General features: G+C 46.0%; 10 protein-coding genes. All 10 read right to left on the minus strand.

The genetic code is table 11. The features are described from left to right. Positions 1-19: 19 nt before the first annotated feature. The 10 genes from QUF19_RS19620 to QUF19_RS19665 all read right to left on the minus strand — a co-directional run bounded on the left by QUF19_RS19620 (position 20) and on the right by QUF19_RS19665 (position 14,051). On the minus strand, positions 20-1,111 hold the full coding sequence (locus QUF19_RS19620; protein WP_009846155.1) for an ABC transporter ATP-binding protein: 1,092 nt from the start codon (positions 1,109-1,111) through the stop codon (positions 20-22). Further along, the gene (locus QUF19_RS19625; protein WP_286302488.1) at positions 1,111-2,460 is read right to left on the minus strand and encodes a GH1 family beta-glucosidase; all 1,350 of its coding nucleotides are present in this window, start codon (positions 2,458-2,460) and stop codon (positions 1,111-1,113) included. Before QUF19_RS19625 ends, QUF19_RS19620 begins: the two co-directional genes overlap by 1 nt. A 17-nt stretch (positions 2,461-2,477) precedes the next feature. Beyond that, a complete protein-coding gene (locus QUF19_RS19630; RefSeq protein WP_017077012.1) occupies positions 2,478-3,326 on the minus strand; it encodes a carbohydrate ABC transporter permease in 849 nt (282 codons plus the stop codon). 46 nt (positions 3,327-3,372) lie between these two features. Beyond that, positions 3,373-4,359, minus strand: a complete 987-nt coding sequence (locus QUF19_RS19635) for a carbohydrate ABC transporter permease (protein ID WP_102436213.1) — start codon at positions 4,357-4,359, stop codon at positions 3,373-3,375. 68 nt (positions 4,360-4,427) lie between these two features. Continuing rightward, entirely contained in the window at positions 4,428-5,675 is a 1,248-nt protein-coding gene (locus tag QUF19_RS19640) for an ABC transporter substrate-binding protein (protein ID WP_286302490.1), read from the minus strand. A gap of 18 nt (positions 5,676-5,693) precedes the next feature. Continuing rightward, complete coding sequence (locus QUF19_RS19645; RefSeq protein WP_102436209.1) at positions 5,694-6,701, minus strand: LacI family DNA-binding transcriptional regulator; 1,008 nt, start codon at positions 6,699-6,701, stop codon at positions 5,694-5,696. Positions 6,702-7,152: 451 nt separating this feature from the next. Next, entirely contained in the window at positions 7,153-9,171 is a 2,019-nt protein-coding gene (locus QUF19_RS19650) for a methyl-accepting chemotaxis protein (RefSeq protein ID WP_286302493.1), read from the minus strand. Positions 9,172-9,397: 226 nt separating this feature from the next. Then, the gene (locus tag QUF19_RS19655; RefSeq protein ID WP_102436205.1) at positions 9,398-10,687 is read right to left on the minus strand and encodes a carbohydrate porin; all 1,290 of its coding nucleotides are present in this window, start codon (positions 10,685-10,687) and stop codon (positions 9,398-9,400) included. Between the two features lie 374 nt (positions 10,688-11,061). Then, a complete protein-coding gene (locus QUF19_RS19660; RefSeq protein ID WP_286302496.1) occupies positions 11,062-13,122 on the minus strand; it encodes a prolyl oligopeptidase family serine peptidase in 2,061 nt (686 codons plus the stop codon). 11 nt (positions 13,123-13,133) lie between these two features. Beyond that, positions 13,134-14,051: a LysR family transcriptional regulator gene (locus QUF19_RS19665; protein WP_192891465.1), complete on the minus strand. Its 918-nt coding sequence runs from the start codon at positions 14,049-14,051 to the stop codon at positions 13,134-13,136. Positions 14,052-14,062: the final 11 nt, after the last annotated feature.

Consider the following 14,062-nt stretch of genomic DNA (forward strand, 5'->3'; position numbering starts at 1 on the left):
GCAGATTTGCATTGACTGACTAGCTCGCTAGCGAGTTCTCACTCAGTGCATCGAACAAGTGGAAAGCATCCAAATCCAAGTAAAGCGTCAGATCTTTTACATCCACTTCAGCCGCTTGGGTTTCAACCATCAGCGGTTGACCGCCAATTTCTGTTTTCAGAAGAATGCTTGCGCCAAGCAGTTCCTTGTCTTTGATTTTCACAGGAAATGGCAGTACGCGGTCATGGTCAACTTGCTCGGCACGTAGGTGAATGTCTGTTGGACGAACACCAAAATGCAGCGCTAGGTTCTTAGACGCCAGAGACTTAAAACGCTCAGGCAGTGGGATATGAACATCGCCGATTTCAACGAAGTACTCGCCTTCTTTTTCAATCAGTTTTGCTTCCAACATGTTCATTGATGGGTTACCAATGAATTGCGCGACAAACTTGTTTGCAGGACGTTGGAACACCTCGGTTGGCGTGCCGACTTGAGCAACATATCCGTCTTTCAAGATCACAATACGATCCGCTAATGTCATCGCTTCGATCTGATCGTGGGTTACGTAGATCGTGGTGGTTTTTAGTTCGCGATGTAGATGTTTGATCTCTTCACGCATCACGCCACGAAGTTTTGCATCTAGGTTAGATAACGGCTCATCAAACAAGAAAACCTTAGGCGTACGAACCATCGCACGGCCCATTGCCACACGCTGACGCTGACCACCAGAAAGCTCTTTCGGCTTACGGTTCAGTAAAGGATCAAGCTCTAGCATTTTCGCCGCTTTTAACACTTCTACGTCGATTTCTGCTTTTGGCATGCCCTTCAGTTTTAGCGCAAAGGCGATGTTCTCGTACACCGTCATGTGCGGGTACAGTGCGTAGCTTTGGAATACCATCGCCAAGTCACGATCTTTAGCATCGACTTTATTCATCAGCTTGCCGCCAACCACGATGTCACCAGAGCTGATGCTTTCAAGGCCAGCAAGCATACGTAGCGTTGTCGATTTACCACAGCCAGATGGGCCAAGGAAAACCACGAACTCACCGTCTTCAACCGTAAAATCAAACTCTTTGACGACTTCAACATCACCGAATGATTTTTTGATGTTCTTAAATTCTACTTTAGCCATTATCTGTTCTCCTCAGCGCGCTCTTGAAGCATGTTTCGGTACGCAATTGCGCTCTGTTTCAATGTTCTTTCTTGGGTGGTGTAGTCAACATGGACAATGCCGAAACGCTGGCAGTAACCGAATGCCCACTCAAAGTTATCCATCAGGCTCCAAGCGAAGTAACCGTCGACTTTCACACCCGCTTCAACCGCGTTGTGAACCGCTTCGATATGACCTTGGAAATAGCGAACTCGTTGCTCGTCCATCACCTGTCCGTTAACACGCTCGTCGTTACCTGCAGCACCGTTCTCTGTGATGTAGATAGGTGGCATATTTTCGTAACGAGCATCCAGTCTTACTAATAAATCGGTTAAACCTTGCGGGTTGATCTCCCAGCCGATGTAAGTGTGTTCAGCGTCAGTTTGTTTCACCGATTCAATATCGCCGTTCTCATTAAAGCGAGCGACATTGCGTGTGTAGTAGTTGATACCGATGTAGTCGACTGGAGCACTGATGATGTCTAAGTCACCTTCAAGGATCATCGGCATGTTCATCGCTTGGCGTTCCACCACTAACTGTGGGTACTCGCCTTTTAATACTGGGTCAATGAACCAGTGGTAGTTCTCGGCTTCGCAGTAGTCTGCTGCCGCTTGGTCTTGTGGCGTCAGCGGGTAAGCTGGCGTCGCGTTGAATACCACACCATGCTTAGCATGAGGCGCATTGTTACGAAGAATCGGCATTGCCAAACCGTGTGCCAACATTAGGTGGTGAGACGCTAGGTAGCCCTCTTTTTCACCCTTGATACCTGGTGCATGTTCGCCCCAGCGGTAGCCTAGGAATGCAGACACAAATGGTTCATTGAGCGTGGTGTACACGTCGATGTTGTCACCAAAGTATTTGCTCACCACTTCTGCGTATTCTGCGAATTTGTAAGACGTTTCACGGTTTAGCCAGCCGCCTTTATCTTCAAGGTATTGCGGTAGATCCCAGTGATACAGCGTCACATACACCTTCATGCCACGAGCATGACACTCATCGATGATCTGACCGTAAAACTCTAGGCCTTGCTGATTCACTACACCGTCTTGCGGCAGGATACGTGGCCATGCAATAGAGAGACGGTAAGCATCAACGCCTAAGCCTTGAATCATCTCGATATCTTGTTGCCATAAATGGTAGTGATCACACGCCACATCACCATTGTCGCCGTTATCGACCTTGCCCGGCTTCTTACAGAAAGTGTCCCAGATAGACGGTGTACGACCGCCCTCTTCAACGCCGCCTTCAATTTGGTATGAAGATGTCGCGACACCGAATACAAATTCCTTACTGCGTAACTTTGAATCACTTGGAAGTTGATATTTATTCATTGTTATAACCCTTAAACCTAACCTTTAACTGCGCCGGACGTTAAACCACTGATCATCTGTTTCGATGCGAACAAGTAAGTAATCACGAGCGGTAAAATAGAAATTGTGGTGCCTAGCATTACCGCGCCCCATGGCGTATTCGGAATGCCTTGAACACTTCGTAGTGCTTGTGTAATCACATAGTTATCTGGATTGTTTAGCACCACGAGAGGCTGCATAAACATGTTCCAGAAGAAAACGAACTGAACGATAGCCAGTGTTGCGAGTGCAGGCTTCATAAGTGGCAGTACCACACTCCAGTACGTTCTGAACTCACCCGCACCATCCAATTTCGCTGCTTCAAGTAGCTCTTTTGGAATCGATGCAATCACGTGCTGACGCATCAAAAAGATACCAAACGGTGTGGTGGTGAATGGTAGCCATACCGCCATGTGGTTATCCAGCAAGCCTAGGAATTTCACGATCATGAAGTAAGGGATCAAGCTAAGCACAGGCGGAATCGCCATTGAACCAACCAGCATGCCGAACAACACGTTCTTACCGCGGAACTTAAACACAGCAAACGCGTAACCACCCATGCTACAAAACAGCAGCGAGATGGTGGTGCCTAAGAAAGCCACGTAAATCGAGTTAAACATCGCTTTCCAAAACGGCATGATTTCAAGCAGTTTTGCGTAGTTAATCGCCAAGCTATCGCCAATTGCGAAGCTAATGCCCGTACCGAAAATTTCAGAACGGTCACGAGTTGATAGCAGTGCCGACCATACAAATGGAAAGACTGTAATTAGCGCTGAAACAACCAGTAAGATACCTAGCATGACCATCAAGATCTTAGTCAGAATGTACATGCTGCGTTCGCTTGGCATCAGTCCACTTAGTGGTGAGGTATTTGTCTTAATTGATGTCGACATCTTAATGTTCCCCTAAGCCTTTCTTACCGAAGAGTAAAAATTGAACCAATGTACAAGTCGCGATGAGTGCAAACAGTAACCATGAGATAGCTGACGCTGTGCCCATTTCTAGCCATTCCCAACCCACTTTGTAGAGGTACATCGAGATAGTTAAACCAGACTGGCCAGTACCACCAGTACCGCGCGTGAGTACAAACGGTTCTTCAAACATCTGCAGGTTACCGATGATGGTCATCGTGATAGCAAAGAAGATGAATGGACGAATCATTGGTAGTGAAATGTTCCAGAAGCGGCGGAAGGCATTCGCACCATCCATACGTGCAGCTTCTAAAATGTCTTTAGGAATCGTCATTAAACCTGTGGTGTAAAGAACGATGTTAAAGCCGGTGTATTTCCAGAAAACCATGATTGCGATAGACGGCTTCACCATAGTGGCATCGTCTAACCAACGGATTGGTTGAAAATCATTTACCCAAGCGAATGCCCAACCAAACAACGTGCTATCAGCCAGTGCCATCAACGTTTGGTTAATAATTCCTGAGTTAGGAGAATACATATTGAAGAAAATCAGTGACGCTGCGACCGTTGAAGTAATAAACGGTAAGAAGTAAGCCGATGTTAGCCAGTGACGCATACGGTCACCCATTGATACCAACATGTAAGCCACTGGAATAGCGACTAGGTGTTGAGCCACACCCGATGTAACAGCTAGCCAAAGCGTGTTCTTCAACGAACGCCATAGCCATGGGTCAGTCAAGGCAATGTGATAGTTCTCAAAACCAACGAACTGCATTGCATCCATGCCCTTTACCGGGTTCCACTCATGGAACGACAGGTAAACAGAGAACAACAGCGGGAAGACCCCAAATACAGAGAAAATGATCAGAAACGGTAGAAGAAATCCATACGGTGTAAGCGCTTTCAAATTTAGACGAGAAAAAAGGCTTGGTTCCGAAGGTTCTATCGTTGTGCTCGCTGCATGATTCATAGTAACGACCTCTTAGAAAAAGGAAGCGCGGTCTCCACGCTTCCTCACTTACTTAAAGTAATAACAAATTAAAGATTACGCGTACGACGCTTGATTAGACGCTCTGCCTCTTCAAGCGCAATCTTGATGTCTTTGCCTTCATCAAGTACTTCCATCAATGCGTTCTCTAGAATAATAGAACGTGCAACGTGGTCGCCTTGAGCCGGAGAGACTGGCTTGATGTTTTGCGCAACTTCAGCAAATAGAAGACGGGCTTTCTGTCCACCTAGGAACTCCATCTCTTCTTGGAACAACTCATCGTCATACGTGGTTACGTTCGCAGGGAAAGCGGCAATCGTTTCGAAGTGCTTAAGCTGTACGTCACGGTCAGTCGTCATGTATTCGATAAGAGCCCAAGCTTCATCTGGGTTGTCTGATTGAGTTGGGATAGATAGGAATGAACCGCCCCAGCTGCCGTAGATACCATCAGGTAGGTTTTCTACTGCCCACTTACCTTTGGTTTCAGGAGCAATCCAGTTGTTTAGGTGACCAAGTAGCCAAGCGCCAGAAAGTTGAGTTGCAAATGTGCCGTTGCGGAAGCCTTCGTACCATTCGTTAGACCAAGCCAGAATACGACCGTCTAAGCCTTTGTCGCGGATCTCTTTTGCTACTTCAAAAGCGTGAACAAAACGCTCTGATGTCACAACTGGGTTGCCATCATTATCGAAGTAAAGACCTTCACCTTCAGGAACAGTGGTGAAGATAATCGCTTGTGCAACGTCAGCTGCTGAAGCGATAAGTTGGACGTTTTGCTCTTTCAGTTTTTCACCAGCGGCGATGTATGAATCCCAATCTTTGATTGCTTCTTCTACATCAATGCCCGCTTTTTCAAATACATCAGTGCGGTAGTACATAACACCAGGACCTAGATCCACAGGAATACCGTACATGTTGCCATCAGCGCCTTTGCCTTGTGCCCACGCGTAAGGTGCAAATCGTTCTTCGTACTTATCTGCACCGTAGTTTTCAGACAGGTTAACTAGGCCGCCAGAACCCACGAATGGACCAATTTTCTCGACATCCACAACAATCACATCACCCGCACCAGAGCCCGTTGCAAGGTTCGTCGTCAGTTTCGTGTGGTGGTCACCATGGTTGTTCATTAGGTAGTCAACTTTGATACCCGTTTCCTTTTCGAAATCAGGCAGTAATACCTTCAGGCTGCTATCGAAATCAGGGAAACCGTCGAAACGAATTTCTTTGTCGGCTGCGTTCGCAGCTGTTGTACCTAATCCTAAAGCAACCGCGCATGAAAGCGCTAAGGTCTTAAATTTCATGTTCTATCCTTAATATTTTTATAGGGTAACTGGTAAATCCGATACCGAGTTTCTAGTGACCAACGTCGGCAGCAATTTAAAGTTCACGTCATGTTTTATTTTTTTTAGCTTTTGTAGAGTGAGCTGCACTGCTTCAATGCTCATCTCTTCAATTGGGAAATTAATGGTGGTCAAACTAGGGGTCAGATAACGCGCGAAGATGGTGTTATCGAAGCCCACCAACGAAACGTCTCTCGGTACAGAGAGTCCTTCTTCGTGTAACACTTCGAAAGCGCCAAATGCCATGTGATCGTTCGAAGCAAACACCGCCGTAAATCGACACTTACGGTTAATGAGCTTTTTCATGGCACTCACTCCAGTCTCTTCAGTAAACCCTGCTTCTGAGACCAAAGCTTCATCGTACGGCACACCCGCTTCTTCCAACGCCTTTCGATAACCTTGCAAACGCCCCCTCGCATCTGCTTTATCTAATGGCCCGGTAATGCACGCGATATCTGTATGTCCCTTTTGCAATAGATATTGAGTAGCGAGTAGCCCCCCGACTTCGTTATCAATATCAATGCAACTCATCGCCATTTCTGGGATGAAGCGGTTAATCAAAACCACAGGGGTCCCCTGTTCTTCCAATTCAATTAAGTAATCATCACTGAGCAGTTGGGTATGAAGAATTAAGGCATCGACTCGACGACCTAATAAAAACTCCACGGACTCGCGCTGCCCTTGTTCCGTATTTGAACCTGCTGTTACCACTGCGTGATAACCAAAGCGGCGTAGGTTCTCTTCTAGACAATGAAGGATGCCGGAGTAAAACGAGCCACCCAATTCCGGTACAACAATCCCAATGCTGCCAGTTCGACTCGAAGCCAAGGCCTGAGCAATCGAATTCGGGCGATACCCCAACTCCTTGATCGCTTTTTCTACTTTTAGCTTCTTGTCATGACTGACTCGGCTAGTGCCATTAATGACCCTAGACACCGTCGCCTGAGATACACCTGCGTGTTCTGATACGTGTTTAATTGTTGCCACTCAAACCTCGATACTTCATTAGCTTGTAACCGCTTACAAAACGATTATTAAAGAAAGGCGTCTTGGTTGGAGTGAGTGTCATCACACTAAACTTGGAGGCAAAAATGCTGAATATGGAAATCTTGAAAGCGCTTACAGATTCGCTTCACGCCATGAAACTATTTCATGAGATTATTGTGTCTGTTATCAAGATGGCGCTCGGTTACTTGCACGTCAGATCAAACAAGCCTGTCTAAATTCATTTTTTGAAAGCATCATTTGATGATGAACCCGTAGCTGACGGCAATATACACGGGGAAAGTGACCTTGTTATTTCAATGGCCTTTCTAAATTGTATGAGAACATTTCATCTCATGCTCACTCGCATTTGTCATTTGTGCACAGTTAACCCGATACAAAAACGCCCAGCAAAAAGCTGGGCGTGAAATTATTTGAAAACTCAAATAGATGTCTAATTCTTATTTTCAGATGAGTTCGGTAACTTAAACTCCTGAGTGAGTGAGAATTGCTGTTGCGACATGATTTCTAATTGCTGACCATGAGAAAAGAGTACCTGTGAACGCTGGGAGTTTTCTTCCGCCAGTTCATGTATCTGGCTGATGCTTTGCGTCACTTGGGATGCAACAACTTGATGCTCAGTGGTCGCCGTTGCGATCTGATGGCTTCTTTGCTCGACTTCATTGAGCAGGCCGTACACGGTCGATATGGACTGATTAACCTCGCCCGTTTGCTCAACGCACTGCGCCATATCAGTAACGCACTGATTGATTTGTTCAACGGCCAATTTAGAGCTGTTTTGCAGCCGTTCAATTTTATGGTGAATCTCTTGCGTGGATGCATTGGTTTTCGCGGCTAACACTCGAACTTCGTCAGCAACCACAGAGAACCCTCGGCCTTGCTCACCAGCGCGAGCAGCTTCAATAGCCGCGTTCAATGCCAACAGGTTAGTTTGTTCTGAGATACCGGAGATCACATCAAGAATCGACCCAATACTGGCACTCTCTTTCTCGAGTTTATCGATTGTGGTGGTTGATTCTGCCAACTTACTTTCCAAAACGCCCATTAGGTCCACATTCTTGCCCATGGTTTGTTGTCCGGCGCTTGAACTGGTGACAGCCGATGTCACTAGAGTCAGTGTTTGGTTGGCGGCTTGAGTTATTTCAGTCACGGAACATTCGATCTGTTCCATCGCCGTTGCTACCATCACGGTTTGATTGGTTTGGTCCAACATCGCCTCACGTAACGAGCCACTGATGCTTTGGTTCTCTAGAGACGCTTCCTTCAAATGCAGCGATGATTGACGCATATTTTCAATCATGAGGGTGAGATGACTGATCATCAAATTGACCTTAGCACTGACTGAACCAAACTCATTATTGGCTTGATATTGAACCGTCGAACTCAGGTCTTTATTGGCCACTTGGTCTAGCGTACTTTGCACAAGTTGACTTGGCTTGCGGATGCCTTTTGCGATGTTAACGCCAATCAAAAGCGCAATCAGAACCGATGCAGCAGAAATGATAGCTTGCATTACAAGGGACTGATTCGATGATTCGATCGACTCTTGATACAGAGCTGTTGCGGTATTTTCGGCGTACATAGAAAGTTGGTCGAAGTACCCCAACTGCACATCAATCGCCTGTTCAATCTCAGCTCTCTGTTCAGCTATCGACTCATGCAACTTAACGGTTTTCATGTGCGTAGACACTGAGCCTTGCGCTGAAAAGGCATGGGCCGCGAGTAGCGACAGAGATTGCTTGCTGCGTCTCACCAAAGCCGGAGCCTGTGCCTCCAAATTGGTAATGGCGTCTTCAAATCGCTCGTGACGACTTTGCAGACGTCGCTCTACCCCGCGAACTTCCGATGATGTCTGCAGCGAGAAAGCTTCATTCGCTTCTGCAGCAATCAAACTCAATTGAACCAATAATGCTTCTACCGCTTTTTGCGTTGCATCTGAGCTCGCACTCGCCAATTGATTCACCAAGGTATTATTGAGTTGACCCACTACCGATTGAAATTGTGCCTGCTCCATCGAACCGAGATCTTTCGTATCCAAATAAGAAACGTATAAGTTTAAGGTCTGGTCAATCTTATCGATGGTGGCAACGCCCGTTTCATCAATATTCTGGAGTATGGATTCAAGTGGAGAACCTGCCGTCCCTTTGCCTTCAAACCAATTCAATTGTTGCTGATAATGCTCGATGTTATTCACAACGACTTGTTTTAGTGGTTCTAGCTCATCAACATAATCCGCTGATAAATAAGGAATTGAACTTCGATTGATATCCAAAAAACGAATGGTAAGCGTGGAAGATTGGAGCATTAAAGGAGCTGCTTGTTGAGTTATGGTTTCGATGTGTGAGGTTATGTTCTTGTTGCTGCTAATACTCAACCATGCGCTACCCAGCATAATCACAATCAGCGTAAAGAAACCTAAATAAACTCGAGACACGATGGAAGAAAGTCTCATAGTTATTCCTTGATCTAGTGGCGAAAAAAAGGGCACATAAAATGTGCCCAAGAATGGAGTTATTTAACGTGCCCTAATCAATCTGCCTTTAGGGCTAAAATGGACAGTATTTACTAACTATTTGAACGTACGACTATCTCAACATGTGTTCTTTGGAAATATACCAGTTTCAACATGTGCTCTTTGAAATAGCCGATTTCAAAGCGTTGCTCTTGCTATCTTGTGATTACCACCAAGCTTCAAACATTGCGCCGAACGACAATGTATCAACGTTGGTTGTCTTCACTGTGTTGCCTTTGGTTTCTACATCACCCACTGTTGTGTAGAAGCGAAGCATTGGACGGCTCCAAGGTAAACCACCTAGAGAAACGTTTTGAGAAAGCGTTACTTTCCATGCGTTCTCTTCACCGTCATCATCGTAATCAACCATGCCGTAGCCCGCTTCTAACCAAGTAGAATGAACATCATCCCATTGGTATTGTGGACGAACGATACCCGCGTATTCCGTGTTCTCGCGGTCTAGATCTGAGCCTGAGTTATCTTTGTACGACACTAAGTAATCGATGATGAAGTTGTCTGTCGCTGCATAGCTACCTTCAACACTTGCGTACAAAGTTTGGTAGTCACCCTTAAGGTCGTATACTGATGAATCCGCACCGTCACCGTATTTAACAACCAACTTGTTAGAGTCGCCTAGCCCAAGGGTCGCACCCACAAGGTATGCCGTTTCATCACTGACTTTTGGATCACCCGCTACGTCTGAGTCTGCTTCATCTGAAGCAAAACCATAGTTCGCATATAGGTCTAGTTGACCGATACCCGCGTTAATTGAATGAAGCTTAGAAGTAATTGCGTATCGACCGTTGTCATTTACGAGGCCGCCTTTCACTTGGCCTACAAAGCCCATATCTAGCTTCGCGCCGCCGAAATCTAAGTTGTTAAAGCCCGCGCCTTGACCATCGTGTGTCATCCAAAAGTAATCGTTCAAACCTTGTTGCGGACGTTGATGGAAGTCGCGACCAGCCCACATGTAAAGTTCTGGTTGGCTTTCAAATACATTAGTTACACCTGCGTACATTTTCTTCATGCTCAGGCCGCCGTCGTCAGCCCAAGCGTCAGCTTCCCAGTGGTCAGCCATGAATACGATGTCCCAGATAGCGCCATTGTCAGCTTCGAAAAGCTTCGCTAGCTGAACCTCACCACCGTTAGCTTCGTTACCTAAACGACCGACAGAACGACCTGTTGTACCAATGTCTACGTAACGTTCATCACCACTTTTGTAGTGAGCGCCGTAACGAGCGTAACCAGAGAAGACAATGCCATCTGGCACATTTGTTTCTGCAGTTAGAACCGCCTGTTGTTGGTCATCAACATACTTGATGTCACCAACTTGAGATTCTAACTCTAAGATTCGTTGCTCTAGAGCGGCAAGATCCGTTTCTGCAGCAAAAGAAGAGAGTGAAGCAAGCGAAGCCGCCACTGCGACCGTTATTGGCAAAAGCTTAAATTTTTGCATTGTAATTCCCTATTATTTTTTTGAGTTTTCATCGAACAGGGAAATATTAAGCAATGAAAGACTTGAAAAGTTAGTTGCTGTTCACACTGATAAATCAGCCTCAAAGCCATGAAACTTTTAGAGTTATCACCAGATATGGTTATTTATTTATAATCAGATAGATAGACGTGAAAATTCGTAATAATACGGCTTGAAATCGCTTTCATTTCATCAGTAATGGCGGGGTCTATCACGGAAAAGAGTGTGGTGGAGCGAGGTAAATATGGTGCAATTTTGATTGGTTTTCATAAATATGAAAAACCTCAAAATCTAAGGGCGATTTTGAGGTTAGTTATTCAGCTTCAAGTATCAATTTTATGGAATCAATCCATTATTTAAAATGAATCTAGAGAGACTATCCCCATATTGAACAGGGTAAACGCATAGATATCGGCAGTGAGATCGATCGCTTTACTCAATGGCATTCCAGCACCATGCCCTGCATTTACGTCAATACGAATCATCACAGGCGCGCCACCTTCATGCTTGTCTTGCAGCTCTGCAATGAACTTATAAGAGTGCGCAGGCACCACACGGTCGTCGTGATCAGCTGTCGTAACCAATGTTGCTGGGTAATCGACGCCTCGCACCACATTATGAACCGGAGAATAACCAAGCAGGTATTCAAACATCTCTTTGTTTTGCGCTGATGTACCGTAGTCGTATGCCCAGCCTTCGCCAGACGTGAATGTGTGGTAACGCAACATGTCCAACACTCCAACCGCAGGTAAAGCCACTTGGAACAGCTCAGGCCTTTGTGTCATGCAAGCGCCAACCAACAAACCGCCATTAGAACCGCCGCGGATCGCTAACTTATCGCTGTTGGTGTAGTTTTCTTCGATTAAGAACTCGGCTGCGGCAATGAAGTCATCAAATACGTTTTGTTTCTGTTGTTGTGTACCCGCTTTGTGCCACGCTTTGCCATATTCGCCACCACCACGCAGGTTCGGCACTGCATATACGCCTCCCAGCTCTAGCCAGCTGCCAACCGTGCCCGAGAAAGAAGGCGTTAGGCTGACATTGAAACCACCATAGGCGTACAACATGGTTGGATTATTACCATCTAACACTAATCCCTTCTTATAAGAGATAAGCATCGGAACCTGAGTGCCATCCTTCGAGGTATAGAAGACTTGTTTAGACTCAAATTGCTCCGATTCAAACGGCGCTTCAGAGCGTTGGTAGATTTCAGAATTGCCTGATTCGACATCGAAATAGAAAATCGTTGGTGGCGTAACATAGTTGGTAAAGGTGTAATAAAGCTCGGCTTGCTCATTTTTTCCACCTAAGCCACTGGCCGTTCCGAGACCAGGTAAGTGGATTTCACGAACGAGGTTACCTTGGTAATCCAACTGCTCAATCTTAGACACCACATCCACCATATAGTGGGCAAACAAGTAACCGCCACCAGTGCTGATGTCCAAAGGCTGTGGCTTTTCGGGAATGATATCGAGCCACTGTTGATTGCGAGTATCAAAGCTCACCACCTTGCCGTTTAGCGCATCGAGATTGGTGTATAAGATGAAGACTTCGTCTTGGTTATCGATGAGATACGTATCGCTATCCACATGATCAATCAGCGTATTGAGCTGTTGTTCTGCTGAGTTTAAATCGATATAGAACAGTCTGTTACCCGATGTCGACTCTTGGCCTAAGATGATCAAGTAACGGTCGTCTTCGGTGGTGTAACCCGATACATAGCGGTGCTGCTCGGCGTTGTTTTCACCAAAGATCACCTTGTCGCTGGCTTGTTCTGTTCCCAACTGATGGAAGTACAGCTTGTGTTGTTCAGTACGAGCCGAAAGCTGACTGCCGTCTGGCTTATCGTAGCTGGAGTAATAGAAACCGCGATTGCCTAACCAAGAGATGCCGGTAAATTTAGCGTCAGTGATTTCGGCTTCGAGCTGTTGTTTGGTCTCGGTATCGATAACAAAAATCTTGCGCCAATCACTACCACCCTCAGAAATGCTGTACGCCACCAAGCTGTAATCTTTCGAAAACGACACCGAACCTAGTGATGTCGTGCCATCTTCCGAGAAGGTATTCGGGTCTAAGAATACTTCAACCTGCGAGCCTTCTTTCTGACGATAGAGAATACTGTGATTCTGCAGTCCATCATTCTTATAGAAATAGGTGTAATCACCTCGCACAAACGGCTGCGAGCTCTTTTTGTAGTCTTGCGCTTTCGCCAATCGCTCTCGCAGTTCTGCGCGATACGGGATTTGAGCAAGGTAATCAAACGTCACTTCATTCTGGCTCGCCACCCATTGCGCGGTTTCGTCGCTTCTGTCGTCTTCTAACCAGCGATATGGGTCTTCGATTATTTGACCAAAATAGTCATCGCTGACGATCTGTTTGTTGGTGATTGGATATTGATACTCTTTTAAATAGCTCATCGTGATCCTTATTAAAAATAATGTGAAATCGTCAGGTAACGCGTTCTGATGTGTTCAATCAATAACTTAATCTTGTTTGGCGGCTGGCGAGTAAAGGGGTACACCGCATAAATACCGAGCTTTTTACCCACCAAATCTGGAAAGATGTCCACCAGCTGGCCGTTACGGATATCGTGATACACCAGACAACGTGGTACGTACGCGACCCCATGACCGCCCAGCGCCGCTTTTCTTAATGCCGTCGCGTTGTCGGTAGAAAATGAACCCGAGACACGCACGATGTATTTATCGTTGTCGGTACAGCCGTCTTTACTGTGCAGGAACTGCCACTCGCTGGCACCCGTTGTTTGATAGGCGTATTGCAAGCAGTTGTGCTTCACCAAGTCTTTAGGCAGCATCGGCTTACCATTCTTGGCGATATAAGACGGCGAGGCACACACTACCCATTGTGAATCCAATATATGACGAGCAATAAGGCTTGAGTCTTCCAAGTAACCGGTACGAATTACCAAGTCCAACCCATCCTCAACCAAATCAACAAAACGATTGTTCAAAGACATATCGACCGTTAAACCTGGGTGCATATTACAAAACTCGGCAACGGCGTCTGCCAGAATCAAATCTCCGGAGATAGTAGGCACTGACATTTTGATATGACCACTAACATTTTCCCCAAAGCCTGAAACTGCGTCCATAGCCTCTTGGGCCGCCTGCTTCACATTTTTGGCTCCGTGTAACATTGCCTTGCCCGCCTCGGTCAGGGTCAATTTACGCGTAGTTCGATATAATAATTGCACGCCTATTTCTTCCTCTAATCGCGCAATTCTTTTACTAACTACCGAATTTGTAAGGTTATTTTGCTCTGCCACCTTACTAAAACTGCCCAACTCTACTACCTGTGAAAACAGGATCAAATCGTCTGCTCGCATTTGATTATGCC

The organism is Vibrio sp. FE10, from assembly GCF_030297155.1.
Classification (GTDB): Bacteria; Pseudomonadota; Gammaproteobacteria; order Enterobacterales; family Vibrionaceae; genus Vibrio; species Vibrio apostichopi.

What these genes read in the sequence shown, in the direction of transcription:
- QUF19_RS19640 (WP_286302490.1), bottom strand. Translation starts at nt 5,675, where the DNA reads ATGAAATTTAAGACCTTAGCGCTTTCATGCGCGGTTGCTTTAGGATTA.
- QUF19_RS19660 (WP_286302496.1), bottom strand. Translation starts at nt 13,122, where the DNA reads ATGAGCTATTTAAAAGAGTATCAATATCCAATCACCAACAAACAGATC.
- QUF19_RS19620 (WP_009846155.1), bottom strand. Translation starts at nt 1,111, where the DNA reads ATGGCTAAAGTAGAATTTAAGAACATCAAAAAATCATTCGGTGATGTT.
- QUF19_RS19650 (WP_286302493.1), bottom strand. Translation starts at nt 9,171, where the DNA reads ATGAGACTTTCTTCCATCGTGTCTCGAGTTTATTTAGGTTTCTTTACG.
- QUF19_RS19665 (WP_192891465.1), bottom strand. Translation starts at nt 14,051, where the DNA reads ATGCGAGCAGACGATTTGATCCTGTTTTCACAGGTAGTAGAGTTGGGC.
- QUF19_RS19630 (WP_017077012.1), bottom strand. Translation starts at nt 3,326, where the DNA reads ATGCCAAGCGAACGCAGCATGTACATTCTGACTAAGATCTTGATGGTC.
- QUF19_RS19635 (WP_102436213.1), bottom strand. Translation starts at nt 4,359, where the DNA reads ATGAATCATGCAGCGAGCACAACGATAGAACCTTCGGAACCAAGCCTT.
- QUF19_RS19655 (WP_102436205.1), bottom strand. Translation starts at nt 10,687, where the DNA reads ATGCAAAAATTTAAGCTTTTGCCAATAACGGTCGCAGTGGCGGCTTCG.
- QUF19_RS19625 (WP_286302488.1), bottom strand. Translation starts at nt 2,460, where the DNA reads ATGAATAAATATCAACTTCCAAGTGATTCAAAGTTACGCAGTAAGGAA.